The sequence below is a fragment of the Jiella sp. M17.18 genome (assembly GCF_041027365.1).
Taxonomy (GTDB): domain Bacteria; phylum Pseudomonadota; class Alphaproteobacteria; order Rhizobiales; family Rhizobiaceae; genus VKMB-3413.
The window spans coordinates 108,495-128,026 of record NZ_JBFTEH010000011.1; the positions used below are offsets into that span (position 1 = coordinate 108,495).

The 19,532-nt window shown below is 70.2% G+C and carries 20 protein-coding genes; 5 read left to right on the plus strand and 15 right to left on the minus strand.

Annotation, left to right across the window (positions count from 1 at the left end; translation table 11 throughout):
- Positions 1–63: 63 nt before the first annotated feature.
- A complete protein-coding gene (locus AB5S17_RS18775; RefSeq protein ID WP_369242228.1) occupies positions 64–1,077 on the plus strand; it encodes an ABC transporter transmembrane domain-containing protein in 1,014 nt (337 codons plus the stop codon).
- A gap of 221 nt (positions 1,078–1,298) precedes the next feature.
- Positions 1,299–2,960 carry a PHA/PHB synthase family protein gene (locus AB5S17_RS18780; protein WP_369242230.1) on the plus strand — a complete coding sequence of 554 codons (1,662 nt, stop codon included), beginning with the start codon at positions 1,299–1,301 and terminating at the stop codon, positions 2,958–2,960.
- A 65-nt stretch (positions 2,961–3,025) separates the two neighbouring features.
- Here the strand turns inward: AB5S17_RS18780 and AB5S17_RS18785 are convergent, their stop codons facing one another.
- The 9 genes from AB5S17_RS18785 to atpD are packed head-to-tail and all read right to left on the minus strand — an operon-like array spanning position 3,026 to position 9,534.
- The gene (locus AB5S17_RS18785) at positions 3,026–3,880 is read right to left on the minus strand and encodes a F0F1 ATP synthase subunit gamma (RefSeq protein WP_369242232.1); all 855 of its coding nucleotides are present in this window, start codon (positions 3,878–3,880) and stop codon (positions 3,026–3,028) included.
- Positions 3,877–5,415: a F0F1 ATP synthase subunit alpha gene (locus AB5S17_RS18790; protein ID WP_369242234.1), complete on the minus strand. Its 1,539-nt coding sequence runs from the start codon at positions 5,413–5,415 to the stop codon at positions 3,877–3,879. Before AB5S17_RS18790 ends, AB5S17_RS18785 begins: the two co-directional genes overlap by 4 nt.
- A complete protein-coding gene (locus AB5S17_RS18795) occupies positions 5,399–6,142 on the minus strand; it encodes a F0F1 ATP synthase subunit delta (RefSeq protein ID WP_369242236.1) in 744 nt (247 codons plus the stop codon). Before AB5S17_RS18795 ends, AB5S17_RS18790 begins: the two co-directional genes overlap by 17 nt.
- Positions 6,143–6,149: 7 nt before the next feature.
- On the minus strand, positions 6,150–6,392 hold the full coding sequence (locus AB5S17_RS18800; RefSeq protein ID WP_369242238.1) for a F0F1 ATP synthase subunit C: 243 nt from the start codon (positions 6,390–6,392) through the stop codon (positions 6,150–6,152).
- A complete protein-coding gene (locus AB5S17_RS18805) occupies positions 6,389–7,087 on the minus strand; it encodes a F0F1 ATP synthase subunit A (RefSeq protein ID WP_369242240.1) in 699 nt (232 codons plus the stop codon). The genes AB5S17_RS18800 and AB5S17_RS18805 overlap by 4 nt, the downstream gene beginning before the upstream one ends.
- The gene (locus AB5S17_RS18810) at positions 7,084–7,389 is read right to left on the minus strand and encodes an ATP synthase subunit I (protein WP_369242242.1); all 306 of its coding nucleotides are present in this window, start codon (positions 7,387–7,389) and stop codon (positions 7,084–7,086) included. Before AB5S17_RS18810 ends, AB5S17_RS18805 begins: the two co-directional genes overlap by 4 nt.
- Positions 7,386–7,697, minus strand: a complete 312-nt coding sequence (locus tag AB5S17_RS18815) for an AtpZ/AtpI family protein (protein ID WP_369242244.1) — start codon at positions 7,695–7,697, stop codon at positions 7,386–7,388. The genes AB5S17_RS18810 and AB5S17_RS18815 overlap by 4 nt, the downstream gene beginning before the upstream one ends.
- On the minus strand, positions 7,694–8,116 hold the full coding sequence (locus AB5S17_RS18820; protein WP_369242246.1) for a F0F1 ATP synthase subunit epsilon: 423 nt from the start codon (positions 8,114–8,116) through the stop codon (positions 7,694–7,696). The genes AB5S17_RS18815 and AB5S17_RS18820 overlap by 4 nt, the downstream gene beginning before the upstream one ends.
- Entirely contained in the window at positions 8,113–9,534 is a 1,422-nt protein-coding gene (gene atpD / locus AB5S17_RS18825) for a F0F1 ATP synthase subunit beta (protein WP_369242248.1), read from the minus strand. Before atpD ends, AB5S17_RS18820 begins: the two co-directional genes overlap by 4 nt.
- A 349-nt stretch (positions 9,535–9,883) precedes the next feature.
- Here atpD and AB5S17_RS18830 point away from each other — a divergent pair, with 349 nt between their 5' ends.
- Genes AB5S17_RS18830 through AB5S17_RS18840 form a run of 3 tightly spaced genes read left to right on the plus strand, consistent with a single transcriptional unit; the run spans position 9,884 to position 14,827 of the window.
- Complete coding sequence (locus AB5S17_RS18830; protein ID WP_369242250.1) at positions 9,884–10,930, plus strand: HlyD family secretion protein; 1,047 nt, start codon at positions 9,884–9,886, stop codon at positions 10,928–10,930.
- A 16-nt stretch (positions 10,931–10,946) separates the two neighbouring features.
- On the plus strand, positions 10,947–13,697 hold the full coding sequence (gene rbbA / locus AB5S17_RS18835; protein WP_369242252.1) for a ribosome-associated ATPase/putative transporter RbbA: 2,751 nt from the start codon (positions 10,947–10,949) through the stop codon (positions 13,695–13,697).
- 14 nt (positions 13,698–13,711) lie between these two features.
- A complete protein-coding gene (locus AB5S17_RS18840; RefSeq protein WP_369242254.1) occupies positions 13,712–14,827 on the plus strand; it encodes an ABC transporter permease in 1,116 nt (371 codons plus the stop codon).
- Between the two features lie 128 nt (positions 14,828–14,955).
- Here the strand turns inward: AB5S17_RS18840 and AB5S17_RS18845 are convergent, their stop codons facing one another.
- The 6 genes from AB5S17_RS18845 to ftsH all read right to left on the minus strand — a co-directional run bounded on the left by AB5S17_RS18845 (position 14,956) and on the right by ftsH (position 19,489).
- Positions 14,956–15,267 carry a cytochrome c gene (locus tag AB5S17_RS18845; protein WP_369242256.1) on the minus strand — a complete coding sequence of 104 codons (312 nt, stop codon included), beginning with the start codon at positions 15,265–15,267 and terminating at the stop codon, positions 14,956–14,958.
- Between the two features lie 44 nt (positions 15,268–15,311).
- Positions 15,312–15,719 (minus strand): host attachment family protein, encoded by a 408-nt coding sequence (locus AB5S17_RS18850; protein WP_369242258.1) that lies wholly within the window; start codon positions 15,717–15,719, stop codon positions 15,312–15,314.
- Complete coding sequence (locus AB5S17_RS18855; RefSeq protein WP_369242260.1) at positions 15,716–16,201, minus strand: hypothetical protein; 486 nt, start codon at positions 16,199–16,201, stop codon at positions 15,716–15,718. The genes AB5S17_RS18850 and AB5S17_RS18855 overlap by 4 nt, the downstream gene beginning before the upstream one ends.
- A 113-nt stretch (positions 16,202–16,314) precedes the next feature.
- Positions 16,315–16,962 carry a BON domain-containing protein gene (locus AB5S17_RS18860; protein WP_369242262.1) on the minus strand — a complete coding sequence of 216 codons (648 nt, stop codon included), beginning with the start codon at positions 16,960–16,962 and terminating at the stop codon, positions 16,315–16,317.
- A gap of 112 nt (positions 16,963–17,074) precedes the next feature.
- Positions 17,075–17,479 carry a hypothetical protein gene (locus AB5S17_RS18865; protein WP_369242264.1) on the minus strand — a complete coding sequence of 135 codons (405 nt, stop codon included), beginning with the start codon at positions 17,477–17,479 and terminating at the stop codon, positions 17,075–17,077.
- 102 nt (positions 17,480–17,581) lie between these two features.
- Positions 17,582–19,489 (minus strand): ATP-dependent zinc metalloprotease FtsH, encoded by a 1,908-nt coding sequence (ftsH, locus tag AB5S17_RS18870; protein WP_369242266.1) that lies wholly within the window; start codon positions 19,487–19,489, stop codon positions 17,582–17,584.
- Positions 19,490–19,532: the final 43 nt, after the last annotated feature.

Sequence of the window (19,532 nt, forward strand, 5' to 3'; positions counted from 1 at the left end):
GGTTTCCGCGGATTCGGAACAATGGGAGCCCCTGTCGCATCGTCCGGCGGTGGAAAGGGAGCGATGACGGCAGCGGAGGTCGACTCTCAAAGCAACGTCTCGGACTGCCGGGACGGCGATTTCGGCGTCCGCATCCCCGCGGACCTGTCCGGCATCGTCTGGCGCTGCGGCTTCTTCGAGCAGCTCTGGCTCGTCGTCCTGTCCGTCTCCGTCTTCCTCGTCAACATCGCGCCGCTCGAACTGCAGCGGCGCATCGTCAATGACGCCGCCGAGCGGCGAGACTTCCCGCAGATCCTCTGGCTGGTGGGCCTCTACGCCCTGACGGCGGTCGGGCTCGGCCTCCTGAAGCTCGGCATGAACGTCTATCGCGGCAAGGTGAGCGAGAACGCCGTCCGCTGGCTGCGCGGCGCGATCCTGCGCGCCATCGGCCGCTCGCAGGCGGGCAAGGCGAGAGCGATCCCGCCGGGCGTCGAAGTGTCGCTGATCCTCAGCGAGGTGGAGCCGGTCGGAAGCTTTGTCGGGATCAGCCTGTCGGAGCCGCTCCTGCAGGGTGGCATCCTCGTCTCGACCTTCGGCTATCTCGCCTTTCTCGAACCGATGATGGCGCTTGCCGCGCTCGTCGTCCTTTCGCCACAGACGGTGTTCGTGCCGCTGATGCAGAACGCCATCAACCGCCGCGTCAGCCAGCGCGTCACCACGCTCCGCCTGCTCAGCGCCGAGATCATCGCGGAGCCGGACGATGCGGCGCTGGCGGCGCGTACCTATGCCCGCGAGATCGACACGGTGTTCCGGCTGAACATGGGCGTGTTCAAGCTGAAGTTCTCGATGAACTTCCTGATGAACCTGATGTACCATCTCGGCGTCGTCGCGGTGCTGGCGCTCGGCGGCTACTACGTCGTAGAGGGCGTGATCGCGATCGGCACGGTCGTCGCCTTCATCTCCGGCCTGGCGCAGATCAACGCCCCCTGGGGCGACCTCGTCGACTGGTACCGCGAATGGCGCGTGACCCGGACGAAGTACCAGATGATCACCACCGTCCTGGAGGCGCTCGAGGCCCCCGTTTCGCAGCAGCCTTGACCGCCATCAAGGACCGGCCCGCGACGGCGGTCGATCATGCCCTCATGACCAAGGCTCCCGCACGTCTCCGCCCGCCTGCCGATCGCCGCGTCGAACCGGCTCCGCCCGGCGGTGTTGCTGCGAAGAGCCCGGCTACGGGCGGCGCCCCCGATCCGTCGCGGCCGTCGTGGGGCGCGCAGGACGCCGCGAGAGCAGCGGGGGCAGGCCCCGACCGCGACGGATTGCTGCACGCGCTGGAAGGCCGCTTCACCTCCGGCCTCTCGCCCTACGGCCTCGGCCTCGCCTATCTCGACTGGGCGGTCCACCTTGCCAACGCGCCGTCCCGCCAGGCGGAGCTCGTGCAGTCGGCCGGGGTCCACTGGCTGCGGTTGCTTCGTGCCGCGGCCGGGGAGACCGTCGTCGGCCCGACGCCCGGCGACCATCGCTTCGCGGGAGAGGATTGGCAACGTCCGCCCTTCGACCTTCTCCGGCAGGGCTTCCTGCTCGCGGAAGACTGGTGGGCCGAGGCCACCGGTCCGTTGCCGGGCGTCGAGAAGCGCCACCAGCGGATCGTTGCCTTCGCGGCGCGTCAGTTCGTCGACATGGCCTCGCCGACCAATCACCCGTTCCTCAATCCGGAGGTGATCCGGGCCAGCCTCTCGACGCTCGGCGCAAATCTTCTCGACGGCGCCGCCAACTTCGCCAGCGACCTGGTGGAGACGATGAGCGGCCGGCCGGTCGGCCACGGCGGCGACGTGGTCGGGCGCGATCTGGCCGTCACCCCCGGCAAGGTGGTCTTCCGCAACGCGCTCATCGAACTGATCCAGTACGCGCCGACGACGGAGACCGTGGCCCGCGAGCCGGTGCTGATCGTGCCGGCCTGGATCATGAAATACTACATCCTCGACCTTTCGCCGCAGAACTCGCTGATCCGGCACCTCGTCGCCGCCGGCCATACCGTCTTCGCGATCTCCTGGCGCAATCCCGGCGCGGAGTTCCGCGACACCGCCTTCGACGACTATCGCGAGAAGGGCGTGATGGCGGCGCTCGACGCCGTCACCGACATCTGCGCCGGCGCCAGGGTCCATGCCTGCGGCTACTGCCTCGGCGGCACGCTTCTGACGATCGCCGCGGCGGCAATGGCCCGCGACGGCGACACGCGCCTGGCCAGCGTCACGCTGCTCTGCGCCCAGACCGATTTTTCCGACGCAGGCGAACTGCAGCTCTTCATCACCGAGGACCAGCTGGCCTTCCTGTCCGACGTCATGCGCGAACAGGGCTATCTCGACAGCCGGCAGATGGCGGGCGCCTTCCAGCTCCTGCGCTCCAACGACCTGATCTGGTCGCGGCTGGTCCGCAGCTACCTCCTCGGCGAACGCGAGCATCCGAACGATCTGATGACGTGGAATGCCGACGGCACGCGCATGCCGGCGCGGATGCATGCGGAATATCTCAGAAGCCTCTTCCTCGACGACGATCTCGCCGAGGGGCACTTTCGCGTCGGCGGCCGGCCCGTCGCCGTCCGCGACATCCGCGTGCCGCTGTTCGTCGTCAGCACCGAGACCGACCATGTCGCGCCCTGGCGCTCGGTCTACAAGATCCACCTCCTGAGCGATGCCGACCTCACCTTCGTGCTGACCTCCGGCGGCCATAACGCCGGCATCGTCTCCGAACCCGGGCATCCCAACCGGCACTTCCAGATCGCCGAGCGGCCGGCGGACGCGCTTTATCTCGGGCCGGACGAATGGCTCCATGGAGCCGAGGAGCGGCAGGGCTCCTGGTGGCCCGCCTGGTTCGCATGGCTCGACCGGCAGTCCGGCAGCCGCGTCGCGCCGCCGGCGATGGGGTCGACGCGTTATCCCGCGCTTCAGGATGCGCCCGGCAGCTACGTTCACGAGCATTGAGGCGCCGACGCCGCGGGAGGCCGCCGGCAAGCGCCGGTGGCGCCCGCCCGGCCGGAGCGCCGCCCCTAGCTCCCCGCGGCCCTCCGGCTCGCCGCCGCGCCGCCGGCGAGTTCGACGATCTCGGCGGTGATCTGCTCCTGGCGAACCTGACGGTAGCGCGCCTGGAGCACGCCGAGCTGCCGGTCGATCTCGCGGTGCGCCGCGGCCATCGCATTCATCCGCGCCTGGTTCTCCGCCGCGAAGGCGTGAAGGGCCGCCTCGCAGACGAGGGCGTGGAGATATTCGAGCGTTAGGCCGGCGAGGAGATCGCCCACCGTCAGGTTCAGGATCGCCGGCTCCGCCTTCGCCGCCCGCGAAAAGGTCGCCGGGTCGAGCGGCAGGAGCGGGCGACGCACGACGGCCGGCGCGGCCGCACCGGCGGTCTCGGCGTACACCGCCTCGACGCGGTCGATGTGGCCCCTCGCGATCCGCTCCGCCAGCGCGTCGACGATGTCGCTCGCAAGCTTCGGCACGCCGGCCGAATGCGAGGGCATCGCCGCGGTGTAGTCGGCCCCGATGCCGCGCTCGGCGGCAAGCGCGGCGCCGCGCGTCCCGATCAGCAGCAGCGTGGCATGATCGGTGTCGCCGGCGATCGCTTCGAGCACACGCTCGCTGAAGGCGCCGGCAAAGCCCTGTTCGGCACAGAAGACGACGCGCGCGCAGCGTTCGGTCCGCCCGGCGGGAGAACCGGCGGCCGGCGCCATGGCGAGCACGCGGCCGAGGCTTTCGGCGATCGTCCCGGCATAGGCGTCGACGGCCGCCAGTTCCTCGCGCGCCTTCTGGATGCGCGCGCCGGCAATGCCCCGCATGGCGTTGACCACGGTGCCGAGCTGCCGGATGCCGTCGATCCTGGCCGAGACGTCGGAGAGCTTGTCGCTCATCGATCGGCTTCCGGTGGCGGCGCAGACCGCCCGATCATCACGGCGAGTGCGTCCCGCAGCGCCTTGTGCCCGGCCTCGTCCAGCGTCCCCTCCGCCTCGATCTGGCGCACCGCTTCGGGCGCGGCGCGGTCGATGCCTCCGGCGATCGCCTGCCGCAGATCGCCGATCTTTTCGGCCGGAAGCGCGTCGGCGAGGCCGGCCTGGACGGCGGTGACCAGCGCCACCTCCTCGACCAGCCGGAACGGGTGGTAGGGCCGCTGCGACAGGATCGCGCGGATCCGCTCGCCGCGCGTCAGCCGCGCCTTCACGCGCTGGTCGCTGAGCCCTCCGAAGCGGGTGAACATTTCCAGCTCCAGGAATTGCGCGTAGTCGAGCCGCATCGTCTCGGCCGCCTCCCGCAAGGCATGCGCCTGCGTCTTGCCGCCCACCCGGCTGACCGAGGTTCCAACGTCGACCGCCGGCTTCTGGCCCTCGTTGAACAGCCGGGAATCGAGGACGATCTGGCCGTCGGTGATCGAGATCAGGTTGGTCGGGATGTAGGCGGAGAGGTTGCCCGCATCGGTCTCGGCGATCGGCAAGGCGGTCAGCGATCCGCCGCCCATCTCGGCCGACAGCATTGCCGCGCGCTCCAGGAGCCGCGCATGGAGATAGAAGACGTCGCCGGGATAGGCTTCGCGGCCGGGGGACTGGCGCGTCAGGAGCGCGATCTCGCGGTGCGTCGCCGCGTGCTTGGACAGGTCGTCGAGGACCACGAGGGCATGCTGGCCGCGGTCGCGGAAATACTCCGCCATGGTGAAGCCGGCGAAGGGCGCGATCCACTGCAGGCCGGGCGCGTCCGCGGGACTGGCGACCACCACGATCGTCCGCTCCGGGACGCCGTGCGCCCGGATCGCCTCGATCGCCCGGCGGGTGCTGGCGCTCTTCTGCCCGATCGCGACATAGACCGAGATGATGTCGCTCGCCGTCTGGCTGATGATCGCGTCGATGGCGACGGTGGTCTTGCCGGTGGCGCGGTCGCCGATGATCAGCTCGCGCTGGCCGCGCCCCAGGGCGAACAGCGTGTCGAGGACGAGGATGCCGGTCTGGACCGGCCGGGTCACCGCGTCGCGCTCGACGATCGCCGGGGCCGGCCGCTCGATCGGCATGCGCGTCTCGGCCGCGATCGGGCCCTTGCCGTCCAGCGGCCGGCCAAGCGGATCGACGACCCGGCCGAGAAGCCCCTCCCCGACCGGCACGCGCACGACGTCGCCGGTGCCGGAGACGACGTCGCCCGCCTCGATGCCGGAAAGATCGTCGAGCAGCACGCAGCCGACACGGTCCTCCTCCAGCACCTGCGCGAAACCGAACCGGCCGTCCGCGAAGGCGAGGAGCTCGTCGAGCCTTGCCTCCGGCAGGCCGGAAATCATCGCGATGCCGTCTGCGACCTCCTCGACCCGGCCGATCTGGCGGGTTTGCGGCCCGACCTTCGCGGCCGCGACGCGCGAGCGCGCCGCTTCGGCCCAGCCCGCGGCGAAGGCTTCAGGATCGTCCGTCATGGGAAAGCTCCGCGCGGATCCGGTCGAGATCGGCCCGCCAGCTGTTGTGGACGACGAGGTGCGGGCCCTTCAGCTCCAGGCCCGCGACGAGGTCCGGATCGGCTTCGAAGGCGAGCGCCGGCGCCCGGCCGATCGCTTCGGCAAGGGTTGCCCGGCAGCGCTCCTCTTCCTCGGCGTCGAGCGGCGCCGCGCTCACCGCGGTGAAGGCCGCGCCGTTCGCCGTCAGGCTCTGCCGCTCGGCATCCGGCAGTCGTGCGATCTCCCGCGCGAGCGCGCCGAGAAAGGCCTCGCGCAGCGCGCGTTCGTCGAGGCGGCCGAGCAGCTTGCGGGCGATGTCGACCGCCAGCCGGGATGCCGCATCCGTCCAGGCAGCGCGCGCTTCCGCGGCCTCCCGCGCCAGCTCCGCCCGCGCCGCCGCCCTTTGCGCCTCCGCCTCGTCCGCTGCCTTGGCGAGGATGTCCGCCTTCAGCGCCTCGGCGGCGCTCTTCGCCTCGGCGAGGACGGCCGCGCGCTCCTGCGCAAAGCCCGCCCGCGTCCGGCCGATCTCCGCCAGCTGCGTCTCGGCCTCCGCCCGCCTGGCTTCCGCCTCGTCCAGCGTCGCCTCCGCGGCCTTCTGCCGGGCCGCGATCATGTCCGCCAGCGGCCGCCAAAAGAAGCGGGCGAGCAGCCAGATCAGGATCAGGACGTTGATCGCCTGGATGGCGAGCGTCCACCAGTCGATGCTCATGGACGGATCAGACGAAGGGGTTGGCGAACAGCAGGAGCAGCGCGACGACCAGGCAGTAGATCGCCATGGTCTCGATCATCGCGAGGCCGACGAACAGCGTGCGCGAGATCGTGCCGGAGGCCTCCGGCTGGCGGGCGATGGCGTCCATCGCGGCGGCCACCGCCCGCCCCTCGCCGAGCGCCGGTCCGATCGCGCCGAAGGAGACGGCGATCGCCGCGCCGAGGATGCTGATGAAGGCGAGCCAGTTCATGACGGAGACCTTTCCGAAGTATCGCGGGAGGCCGGCCGCCCCTCGCTGACGGTGCCGGCGATGAACACCGTCGCGAGGACGGCGAAGATGTATGCCTGGACGGCGCCGGTCAGGAGATCGAGCGCCATCAGCGGGATCGGCACGAGCAGGCCGGCGAGCGAGAGGACGATGCCGATGACGAAGACGCCGCTCATGACGTTCCCGAACAGGCGGACGAGCAGCGAGAAGGTCCGCGTGATGCTCTCGACGAAGTTCAGCGGGATCATCAGGACGCTCGGCGCCGCGAAGCTCCTGAGATAGCCGGAGACGCCGTTCGCCCTGACGCCGAACCAGACGACGGCGAGGAAGACGAGCAGCGCCAGCGCCGCGTCCGTCTCCACATGCGCCGTCGGCGGCTCGACGCCCGGCACCAGCGACGACCAGTTGGCGAAGAGGATGAAGACGAAGAGCGTGCCGACGAAGGCCCGATAGGGCGACGGCGCGGCCTGCATCGTCTCGCGGATCTGGCCGTCGACGGTCTCGACGACGAGCTCCAGCGCCGCCTGCAGCCGCGGCGGCTTCAGGCGCAGGCGCCGGGTCGCGGCCCACGATCCGATCGCCAGGAGCGCCATCAGCACCCAGGTCGCGACGACGGGCTGGCTGATCGGTACGGGGCCGAGATGGAACAGCGCCTCGGTGGCGAGCGGCGAATTCACTCTGCGATCCTCCCGAACCGGCGCATCACCACCGCGCGGCCGGCGAGGAGCCCCAGCGTCATCGCGAGCAGCGGCCCCGGCCCCTGAAGGCTCGCCAGCGTCAGGACCCCGATCAGCAGCGAGAAGCGCGCCAGCGCAAGCGCGGCGGTTCGCCACCAGAGGCTCCCCTCGACGAGCTGGCGCGCGTGATGCCACAGCGCGCCGAAATGGGCGAAGCCGAGCGCGAAGCCGGCAACCAGGAAGGCGGCGATCTCCGCCACCAGCGGGCCGTGGAGGGACTGAAGAACAGGAAGAGGCGTCATGGCTGGTTCATCCATTTCCAGGCCGACCAGCAGCCGAGGCCGAGGCCGATCATCAAGAGCGCGCCGGTGATGGTGAGGCCGGTGGCGAAGACCGCGTCGAGCCACCGCCCGACGAACAGGCCGAGCAGCGTCGGCACGACGATGATCCAGCCGAGGACACCGATCTGCGCCAGCCGGCGCGCGACGGCCGGCTCGCCTTCCTTCGACCAGCGCGCGTGCCGTTCGCCCCGGCGGCGAACCTCGTCCGCCAGGCGGTCCGGCTCCTGCGGTGCGCCGGCGTCCGGGCTGCCGCCCTCGGGGGCCGTCACGCGGACGCTCCCGGCATGCCGGCGCCGCCCGGCCGCAGGTGCCGCATGATCTGGCGGATCGCCGCCAGTTGCAGCCGCGTCGATTCGACATTCTCGGCGCGCTGCGTCTCACGATCGGTCTCGAACGTCTTCAGCACCGTGTCGTGCAGCGTCGCGAGATCGTCGCTGACGATCGCCTCGCGCGTCGCGACCGTGACCGCCTGGCCGCCGCGCACGGTGAGGACGCCGCCGCGCACGGCGCAGTGCCGGCGCTTCCCGTCCGCTCCGGCCCAGCTCACCACCGAGACCGCGAGCGTCGTGACGAAGTCGGCATGGCCGGGCAGGATGCCGAAGCCGCCGCTGTCGTCCTCGGCGCGGATCGCGGTCACGCCGTCCGCGTCGACGGCGACGACCAGCGGGCTGACGATGCGCAGTCTCACGCGGCCCGCTCCTTCGCCACCGCTTCCTTCCGGCCCGCGTCGTCGAGCGTGCCGACCATGTAGAGCGAATCCTCGGCCCACTCGTCGGCGGCGCCGTCGAGGATCGCTCTTACGCCCGCGAGCGTGTCGGCGCGCGAGACGCTCTGCCCGGCCATGCCGGTGAAGGCCTCGGTGACGGTGAAGGGCTGCGAGAGGAAGCGCTGCAGCCGGCGGGCGCGGCGCACCGTCAGCCGGTCGTCGGGGCCGAGTTCCTCGGTCCCGAGCAGCGCGATGATGTCCTGCAGCTCCTTGAAGCGGGCGAGCGCCTGCCGGGCGCGTTCGACCAGCGCGTAGTGCTCGTCGCCGACGACGCCCGGATCGAGCAGCACCGAGGACGAGGCGAGCGGATCGACGGCGGGATAGAAGCCCTCCGCCGCGAGCTGGCGCGACAGGACGATGGTGCTGTCCATGTGGCTGGAGATCGCCGTGACCGCCGGATCGGTGAAGTCGTCGGCGGGCACGTAGACGGCCTGGATCGCGGTCACCGCGGCACCGGACGCGGAGGCGATCCGCTCCTGCAGCGCGGCGACCTCGCTCGCCAGCGTCGGCTGGTATCCGACGCGCGACGGCAGCCGCCCGAGCAGGCCCGAGACCTCGCTGCCGGCCTGCAGGAAGCGGAAGACGTTGTCCATCAGCAGGAGGACGTTCTGGTGCTTGTCGTCGCGGAAATGCTCGGCGACCGTCAGCGCCGTCATCGGCACGCGCCAGCGCGCGCCCGGCGGCTCGTTCATCTGGCCGTAGACGAGGACAGTGCGCGGCAATACGCCCGTGCGCCGCATCTCCGTCAAAAGCTCGTGCCCCTCGCGGGAACGCTCGCCGATGCCGGCAAAGACCGAGATGCCCTGGTACTTCTCGACCATCGCGTGGATCAGTTCCATCACCAGCACGGTCTTGCCGACGCCGGCGCCGCCGAACATCGCCGCCTTGCCGCCCTGGGACAGCGGCGCGAAGAAGTCGACGACCTTGATGCCGGTCTCGAACAGGCCGCCGCCGGCAGCGCCCGCCTCCATCAGGGGCGGCGGCGGATTGTGGATGGCGCGCCGCTGAACGTCCTGCGGGAGTGCCGGTCCCCGGTCGCGCACCGCACCGGTCACGTCGAGCAGGCGTCCGAGCACCGCCTCGCCGACCGGAACCGCGACGGGGGCTCCGGTCGCGGTGACGGGGGTGTTCCGCCGCAGCCCGCCGGTCGCCTGGAGGGCGATCGCCCGCACGGTATGCGTATCGAGATGGCTGTGGACCTCGAGGATCAGCGGCTCGGCGTCTTCCGCCTCGATGACCAGGGCGCTGTCGACGGGCGGCAGGCGGCCCGACGGAAAGCGGACGTCGATCACCGCACCGCGCACCGCGATCACCGTCCCTGTCGCACCTTCGTCGGACATTCTCAGCCTGCCCCGCCGGATCGTTCGCGCGCAGCCTTCCGGCTGGAAGGCAGCGCTTTTCAGAAGGGCAGGCTTAGGGCTTCGGCGCCGTGCGGCCTTGACGCGGATCAATCGCCGCCTTGCGAGGCGCGGACGAGCCGGCCGATCGACGCGAAGGTCGCACCGGTCCGCCAAGCAGGGTCGCAGCCATCGCGGGCACTTCGCCGGTCGCCTTGACCGGCATCAAGGCGCCGGCCGGACGATGCGGCCATAGCTGGCCGGAACGCTGGCAGCGCCGGCTTCCCGCCAGGCCGGGAGACGCCAGGCGACTGGCGAATTTCCGGAGACGGTTCGAGAGGCACGGGCACCCATGAGACAGCGATTCTGCGCGACGGTGCGCGTCCTTGCCGCCGTTGCGGTGCTCGTTCCCGCGGCCCGGGCGGCCGGCGTTGCGCCCTTTCTCGTCCGCCCGGCCGCTGCGGAGTCGCGACTCGAGACGCTTCTCGACCGGCTCCGCGGCAAGGAGCAGCCGGACACGATCGCGAGTTCCAACGGCCGGATCGAGGCGCAGGAGATCGACGTCTCCGCCAAATATGCCGGCCGGCTCGCCGAAGTCCTGGTGGACGAAGGCGACATGGTCGACGCCGGCGCGGTCGTCGCCCGGCTGGACGACCGGGAGAACCGGGCCCAGCTGCTGGGGGCCGAAGCGGACGAGTTGCGGGCCGAAAGCGCCCTCGCCGAGGCCGAGGCGCTGATCGCCCAGCGCGACAGCGAGGCCGCGGTCGCGGAATCCAGCTACAACCGCATCGTCGAGCTCTTCCATGCCGGCCATGTGAGCGCGCAGACCCTCGACGAGAAGCAGGGCGCCCTGCGCACCGCGAAGGCGGCGCAACGCGCGGCCCAGGCGGAGAAGGCGCAGGCGCAGTCCAGCATCGAGGCCGCCAAGGCCGAGGTCTCGCGGCTGAAGGCGGTGGTCGACGACATGGTGATCATCGCCCCGCGCCGCGGCCGCGTCCAGTACAAGCTCGCCCGCACCGGCGAGGTCGTCGCGGCGGGGGCGAAGATCGTCACCCTGCTCGACCTGACGGACGTGTCGATGTCGCTGTATCTGCCGGCCTCCCAGGCCGGCAAGGTGGCGGTCGGCGACGAGGCGCGCATCATCCTCGACCCGGCGCCGCAATACGTCATCCCGGCGAAAGTGACTTTCGTCTCGGCCGATGCGCAGTTCACGCCGAAGGCGGTCGAGACGGCGGAGGAGCGCGAGAAGCTGGTATTCCGGGTGAAGATCCAGATCCCGCGGGACCTGCTCGAACGCTTCGAGGCCCAGGTGAAGGGCGGCGTGCGCGGCGTCGGCTACGTGCGGACCGACACCTCCGTCCCCTGGCCTGCCTCGCTCCAGGTCAAGCTGCCGCAATGAGCCCGCAGGTGCTGCCGTGAGCGAGGGCCCGATCGTCGACCTCGCCGGCGTGACGCATCGCTATGGCGCCGGCCTCGCGCTGGACGGTCTCGACCTGGCCGTACCGGCCGGCGGCATGGCCGGGCTGATCGGACCGGATGGCGTCGGCAAGTCGACGCTGCTGGCGCTCGCGGCCGGGGTGCGGAAGATCCAGACCGGCCGGGTGCGCGTGCTCGGCGGCGACATGGCGGATGCGGGACACCGCCGCCTGTCGGCGCCGCGCATCGCCTACATGCCGCAGGGGCTCGGGCGCAATCTCTACCCGACCCTCAGCGTTCGAGAGAACCTCGATTTCTTCGGCCGACTGTTCGGCCATGCGGAGGCCGAGCGCCGCCGGCGGATCGGCGAGCTCCTAACCGCCACCGGCCTCGCCCCCTTTCCCGAGCGGCCGGCCGGCAAGCTCTCCGGCGGCATGAAGCAGAAGCTGGCGCTGTGCTGCGCGCTGATCCACGACCCGGACCTCCTGATCCTCGACGAGCCGACGACCGGCGTCGACCCGCTGTCGCGCCGCCAGTTCTGGGACCTCATCGACACGATCAGGGCGCGCCGCCCGACGATGAGCGTCCTCGTCGCCACCGCCTACATGGAAGAGGCCGAACGCTTCGACTGGCTGGCGGCGATGCATGCCGGACGGGTGATCGCGACCGGCTCGCCGGAGGCGATCCGCAGCCAGGCCGGCGAGCCGAGCCTCGAAGCCGCCTTCATCGCGCTGCTGCCGGACGAGGTACGGGCCGGCCACGTGCCGGTCGTCGTGCCGCCGCGGCCGGCGGACGGCGACGGCCCGCCGGCGATCGAGGCCGACGATCTCACCTGCCGCTTCGGCGACTTCACCGCTGTCGACCACGTCAGCTTCCGGATCGATCGCGGCGAGATCTTCGGCTTCATCGGCTCGAACGGCTGCGGCAAGACGACGACGATGAAGATGCTGACGGGGCTGCTGCAGCCGACCGACGGCTCCGCCCGCCTCTTCGGCCGGCCGATGGACGCCCGCGACATGGAGACCCGCCGCAATGTCGGCTACATGTCGCAGAGCTTCTCGCTCTACGAGGAACTGACCGTCCGGCAGAATCTCGACCTGCATGCGCGGCTGTTCCACGTTCCGGCCGCCAAGGTCGCTGGCCGGATCGCGGAGATGCTGTCGCGCTACGGCCTGTCCGAGGTGGCGGACCGCAAGCCGGAGGCGCTGCCGCTCGGCATGCGCCAGCGGCTGCAGCTCGCCGTCGCGGTGATCCACCGCCCGGCGGTGCTGATTCTCGACGAGCCGACCTCGGGCGTAGACCCGATCGCGCGCGACACCTTCTGGCGCAGCCTGATTCAGCTGTCGCGCGAGGACGGGGTGACGATCTTCATCTCCACCCACTTCATGAACGAGGCGGAGCGCTGCGACCGGATCTCCCTGATGCATGCCGGCCGGGTGCTGGCGGTCGGTGCCCCGGCGGACCTCGTCCAGGCCCGTCGGGCGGCGTCGCTGGAGGACGCCTTCATCGGCTATCTCGAGGAAGCTGCGGGCACACCCACTGCGCCGGCGGCGGCCGAGCCCGCACCGCCAAAGGCGGCCGATCCGCCGGCGGCGGCGGAGGCGCATCGCCCCGTGGCAAGGCCGCGGCGCTTCTCCCCGCGGCGGCTCTGGGCCTACACACTGCGCGAAACGATGGAGCTGACGCGCGACCGCATCCGCCTGTTCTTCGCCCTGGCGGGTCCGATCATCCTGACGATCACCTTCGGCTACGGCATCTCCTTCGACGTCGAGAATCTCAGCTTCGCCGTCTTCGACCAGGACCACACGCCGGAAAGCCGCGACCTGGTCGAGCAGTTCTCGAGCTCGCGCTACTTCGGGGAACGGCCCGAGATCGGCTCCGCCGCCGAGATGGAGCGGCGCCTGAAGTCGGGCGAACTCAGCCTCGTCGTCGAGATCCCCGACGGCTACGGACGCGACCTGGTGTCGGGCCGCACGCCGGAGCTCTCCGTCACCCTGGACGGTGCGATGCCGTTCCGGGCCGAGACCGCGCGCGGCTACGTCGCCGGCCTTGCCGCCGCCTATGCCGGCTCGCTCGCCGCCGAGCACGGCCGCAGCCTCGCGAGCGCCTATTCCCTGCTGCCGCGCCTGCGCTTCAACCAGGCCTTCAGGAGCGTGAACGCCATGGTGCCGAACATCATGATGCTGATGCTGGTGCTGATCCCGGCGATCATGGCGGCGGTCGGGGTGGTCCGCGAGAAGGAGACCGGCTCGATCGCCAATCTGCGGGCGACGCCGATCTCCAAGCTCGAGTTCCTCGTCGGCAAGCAGCTTCCCTATGTCGCGATCAGCCTGGTCAGCGCCGCGACGTTGATCCTGCTTGCCCTCACCCTGTTCCAGGTGCCCTTCGAGGGATCGTTCTCGCTCCTCGTCGCCGCGACCGCGCTCTACGTCACCGCGACGACGGGCTTCGGCCAGTTCCTCTCCTGCTTCACCCGGACCCAGGTCGCGGCGATCTTCGCCACCGCCATCCTGTCGATCATCCCCGCCGTCAACTTTTCCGGCCTGATCGTGCCGGTCTCCTCGCTGGAGGGGTTCGGGCGCACTCTCGGCCTCGCCTTCCCGTCGGCCTGGTACCAGCCGATCACCACCGGCTGCTTCACCAAGGGCCTCGGCTGGACGGATCTGTGGCCCAATCTCCTGGCGCTCGCCGGCTTTGCTGCGGCCTTCCTCGTCCTGTCGCAATTCGCGCTGAAGAAGCAGGAACGCTGACGATGTTTCGTGCCATGGCCAACATCCTCCGGCTGATCGGCAAGGAGCTCCGCAGCATCCGCGCCGACCCGGTGATGCTGGTCCTCCTCGTCTACGCCTTTACCGTCGCGATCTACATGATCTCGAACGATGCCTCGACGGAAGTCCGGCACGTGGCGGTCGCCGTCGTCGACGAGGACCAATCGGCGCTGTCCCGCCGGCTCACCGACGCCATCCGGCCGCCGGAGTTTCAACAGCCGGTGCGGATCGCGGCCGACGCCGTCGACGCCGCGCTCGATGCCGGCCGCTACATCTTCGTCCTGAACATCCCGCCGAACTTCCAGGCGGACCTGACCGCCGGACGTGCGCCGGAACTGCTGCTCGAGGTCGATGCGACGGCGATGGCGCAGGCCGGAAACGGCGCGACCGACCTGCAGGGGATCATCGCGAACGAGATCGCCTCGTTCCGGTCCGGCGGCGCGGAGACAGCGGCCAATCCGGTCGACCTCGTGGTGCGGGCCTGGTTCAATCCGAACCTCCAGACGGTCTGGTTCGGCGCCGTCATGGCGATCATGAACAACATCACCATGCTGACGCTGATCCTTGCCGGCGCCGCACTGATCCGGGAGCGCGAGCACGGCACGGTGGAGCATCTCCTGGTGATGCCGGTGACGCCGGCCCAGATCGTCCTGTCGAAGATCCTCGCCAACGGGCTGGTGATCGTCGTCGCGGCCGCGGCGTCCCTGATCCTGATGGTGCGCTGGGCGCTCGGCGTGCCGATCACCGGCTCGATCCCGCTGTTCTTCCTCGGCACCGGGCTCTACACGGTCACCGTCGCCTCGCTCGGCATCCTGCTCGCCACCTTCTCCACGTCGATGGGCCAGTTCGGCCTCCTGGTGATCCCGGTGATGGTGGTGCTGAACCTTCTGTCCGGCGGCATGACGCCGCTCGAAAGCATGCCGGACTGGTTGCGGCTGACGATGCAGGTCGTCGGCCCCTCGCCGCACTTCGTCGCCTTCTCCCAGGCGGTGCTCTACCGCGGCGCCGGGCTCGGCACGGTCTGGCCGCAGCTCGTCGCCTTCATGGCGCAGGGCGTGGTCTACTATGTCCTGTCGCTGATCCGCTTCCGCGGGGTTCTGCTGCGGGCGTGACCGCGCGATCGAAGGGGGACGGGCTGCCGCCTCGGGCGATGCCAAGAGGCGAGCCGGCGCTGCGCGGCGGCCGCCGGCGGAGGCACCGGGAAATCCGGCCTGCGGTCACGGGTTCCCGGAGGAAGCGGTTACCGCAGGCTGGCGATGTAGGCGACGAGGTCGCGGATCTCGCGCTGCGTCAGGCTGATATCGACCATGACCGGATGAGGATCGGCGAGGAACGCCTCGAGGCTCTCGGGATGGTCGCCCGCCTTCTTCGCGATCGCCTTGAAGGTAAGGACGTCGGCGCTCGCCGAGGTCTGGTTCGGCGAGACGACGTGGCAGCCGGCGCACCAGCGCTCGGCGATCCGCCGACCTTCGGCCGGATCGCCTTTCGGCTGCGCCTGCGCGGCCCCGATTGCGAGGAGGCCGACGAGCACTGCGAGGCTGAAGCGTCGCATGACGTTCTCCCGATAGAGCGCCGCGAGGCAGCGCTGCCGCTTGTTCAGGCGCGGCGGATCGCTTCGGCGATGTCCCCGACCGGATGCGCGACGAGGTCCTTGGGGAGTTCGCCGATGAGCCGGGAGGCAAGCTGCGGGTGGACGTGTCGGCGGAGCTCGCCGAGGGTTCGCGGATCGGCGACGAGGAACAGATGCTCGAACGCCCCCTGGATCGCCAGGCGGTTGAGGTGGCGGGCAGCCGCAGCGGCGAAACCGTCTTCCTCTTCCCGGTCGGAATCCGGATTGGCCGAGCTGTGCCGGTGCCGTGCCCCGGACCCTGCATTCGTCGCGACGATATGGGGATCATCGCCATAGGCGACGAGGTCGACATGCGGTTCGGCGGCCCTGTTGCGGAAGAGCTTCAGCGCTTCGCCGTCCGCGACCGCGACGATGGTGCCGTTGGGGAGGATCATTCCGGCTGCTCCGTTTTGTCGGGCGAAGGGCTGAGGGAAGATTGGGAAGGCGAGGAATGCGCTTCGGGCAGCGCCTCGCTCCCGGCCGCGGCGAGCGCCGCGGCGACAGGGACCTCGTCCGCCGCCGGCAGCGTCCAGACGTCGCTCGCTCCCGCCACCAGGCGGTTCGCGGCGTCGGCGTTGAGGCGCGACGCGGCCTGCCCGACCTCCTGATACTGCCGGACCGCCGTCTCCAGCCAGGCCTGCTGCGCGGCTTCGGCGGCGTTCCAGTCCCATGAGGCGAGCAGCCCCTGGAGGGTCTTCTGGTTCTCGATCAGCCGCTCCGCGGTGAAGCCGAGCATGCCCGTCGCAAAGGTCGCGGCGGTCTGCCAGCCGATCGTCATGGCCCGCAGCGGGACATGGAGGGCCTGGTACTGAAGGAAGATCATCTCCGGCGGCGTCATTCCGTCGCCGGTGAGATCCTGCATGCCTGCCGTTTGCATGATGGCCTCGCTTTCCCCGCGGACGCCCGCTTCTCCGGGCGTCGGCTGATCCTGCCGCGCGAGCGCCCGGTCGAACGGGTGAGGCCGGCAGTGCCGGCCCCGTTCATCCGGGCTCAGAAGATGCGGATGTGGTCGGTCACGTCCTTCACCCCGGGCGCCGACCAGGCCGCGCGCTCGGCGGCATTGCGCTCGGCCCAGTCATGGACATGGCCTTCGAGCTTCACCGTGCCGTCCTCGACGCTGACGGTGATCGCGTTCGCCTCGATCTCGGCGTTCCGCTTCAACGCGTCCTCGATGCGCTTCTTCACGTCCGCGCAGGTCGCATGCGGCGTCACGCCGATCAGATTGGTGATGCCGATGACGCCTTCGAGATCCCGGACCGCCTCGGCCGCGGCCGTGCGCTGGTACTGCCACTCGACCTGGCCGGTCAGCGTCACCCAGCCGCTCTCCACCTTCACCTGGACCTTGTCGTCCGGGATCATGGTGTTCCACTTGATGACGTTGAGGGCGCGCCGCGCGATCTCGTCGTCCGCCGTGCGGCGCGAGCCGACGGGACGCACCTCGATCTCCTCCGCGATGCCGCGCACGCCCTTCACCCGGCGCACGACCTCCTCGATCTTGCGCTTCTGCGTATAGGTCGGCACGTGCCCCGTCAGGGTCGCGATGCCGTTCTCGACCGAAACGCCGATATGGGCGGCCTCGATGCTCGGCTCGAATTCCAGCTCGTCCAATATGTCCTGCCGCAAAGTGATGCTGTCCATGGCTGTCATCCTTCATGACGGATGCGGACCTTCGGGTCCGCTGACGTAGGGATGATCCGCCCGCACGAGGCGGTTTCCCTTGACCTCGATCAATCGCTGCGAGATCGCCGGCTCACAGTTCCTGCACCCGCTTGATCTGGTAGGTGTGCATGACGCCGCGATGGCTGATCGAGACATATTCGCCCGGCACGAAGCGCTCGGCGCCGAAGCGGAAGCCGATCTCGTCGTCGTCGCGGCCCTCGACATAGTCGAAGTACCAGGTGCCGCCCGGCTTGCGGCGGAGCCGTCCGATCTGGTCCGCCTCGTGCTCGTGGAAGCGGCGCACCCGGCAGGCCGCCTGATGCGCCTTCCATTCGACGGGATCGAGATGGCCGGAGGCGTCGAGCGGGACGACGAGGTCGTAGCCCTGATGGCGGTCGCCCTCCGGATGGCCCTTCTCGCGGGCAAGTTCCAGCCGGACGTGCCGGAAACTGGCCGTTGGCCCATCGTGCTTCGGTTCTCTGGCGGTGGTGCTCACGCGAGGTCTCCCAGGATTGTCTTTCCGCAATGAAAGCCCGGAACCGGCCGCCCCGCCTTGACCGCGATCAATCCCGCCGCCTCGCCGCGGCAGGATGCGGCGTCAGCGGCCGACGGCGGCGCCGGGCCCCAGGGGTTCGAAGGCGGCGAGCGATGCGGCGCCGGCCGCGGCGTCCGCTCCGTCCGCACGGTTTCCCCGCAGCGGCGCGAACTCCTCGGCCGTCAGCGTCTCGTGTTCGAGCAGCAGCTTTGCGCCTGCCTCGAGGTCCGCATGCCTCGCCTTCAGGATCGCCTCCGCCGCCTCTGCGGCGTCCTCGATCGCCTGACGCACGGACAGGTCGATCTCCCGCCCCGTCGCGTCGGAGGCGTCGAAGGACTTGTCGGCGGGACTCGCCAGGAAGGTCTGGACGGTGCGGGTGTAGGTGCGCTGGCCGAGCGCGTCGCCCATGCCGTATTTGGTGACCATTTCGGTCGCGATGTCGGTCGCCCGCTGCAGGTCGTCCGCGGCACCGGTGGACACGTCGCCGTCGAAGACCAGCCGCTCCGCCGCCCGGCCCCCCATCAGCACCGCGATGCGGTTCTTCAACTCGCTCTTCGCCAGGAGAAAGCGGTCCTCGGTCGGGCGCTGCATCGTGTAGCCGAGAGCGCCGACGCCCCGCGGGATGATCGACACCTTCTGCACCGGGTCGACGCCGGGCAGGCTGGCAGCGACGAGTGCATGGCCCATCTCGTGATAGGCGACGCGGCGGCGCTCGGCGGGTCCCAGAATCCGGCTCTTCTTCTCGATGCCGGCGACGATCCGCTCGATCGCGGCGGTGAAGTCGGCAAGGGTCACATCCTCCCCGTGGCGCCGGGTCGCGGCGATCGCGGCCTCGTTGACGAGGTTGGCGAGATCGGCGCCGGTGAAGCCGGTCGTGAGGCCGGCGACGGCCGCGAGATCGACATCGCGCGCAAGCGCGATCTTCTTGGCGTGCACCTTCAGGATCGCGAGGCGCCCCGCCTGGTCGGGCCTGTCGACCAGCACCTGGCGGTCGAAGCGGCCGGCGCGCAGAAGCGCGGGATCGAGGATCTCCGGCCGGTTGGTGGCGGCGAGCAGGATCACGCCGGAGGATGGATCGAAGCCGTCGAGCTCGGCCAGGAGTTGGTTCAGCGTCTGCTCCTTCTCGTCGAAGCCGCCGATCTGGCCGCCGGCGGCGCGGCTCCGCCCCAGCGCGTCGAGTTCGTCGATGAAGATGATCGCCGGCGCCGCCTTGCGCGCCTCGCCGAAGAGGTCGCGCACCCGTGCGGCCCCGACGCCGACGAACATCTCGACGAATTCGGACCCGGAGATCGAGAAGAACGGCACGCCCGCCTCGCCGGCGACCGCGCGCGCGAGCAGCGTCTTGCCGGTGCCGGGCGGTCCGACGAGCAGGATGCCCTTCGGCACGCGCGCCCCGAGCCGGCCGTAGGTGCCGGGGTCCTTCAGGAAGGCCACGACTTCGGACAGCTCCGCCTTGGCCTCCTCGACGCCGGCGACATCCGCGAAGGTCACCTTGATGTCCTTCTCGACATAGACCTTGGCGCGCGACTTGCCGATCGACATCAGCCCGCCGCCGAAGCCCTGCCCGCCGGCCATCCGCCGAAAGGCGAAGGACCAGATCATGTAGAAGAAGAACAGCGGCAGCACCCAGGAGATAATCGTCGCGAGGACCCCGCCGGATCCGGTCCCCTCGACCTTGACGCCATGGGCGGCGAGCCGGTCGGCGATCGCCGGATCGACCCGCATCGTGACGAAATCGGAATTGCCGCTCGGCAGCGGCGCCTTCAGCTTGCCGGAGATCTGGTCGCTGCCGACGCGCGCCTCGGCGACCTTGTCCTCAGCCACCAGCCGGTCGAACTGGCTGTAGGGGATCGTCTCGACCGTGCCGTAGCTCTGCCAGCCCCACTGCAGCGCCAGGAGGACCATGAAGGCCGCGAAGACGTACCACATGGTGAAGTCGTGCGTGGTGTGCTTGGACGGCTTTTCGGCCATGGGTCACCTGTCTCGGACATCGATCGGATTGCAGGGGAAAAGC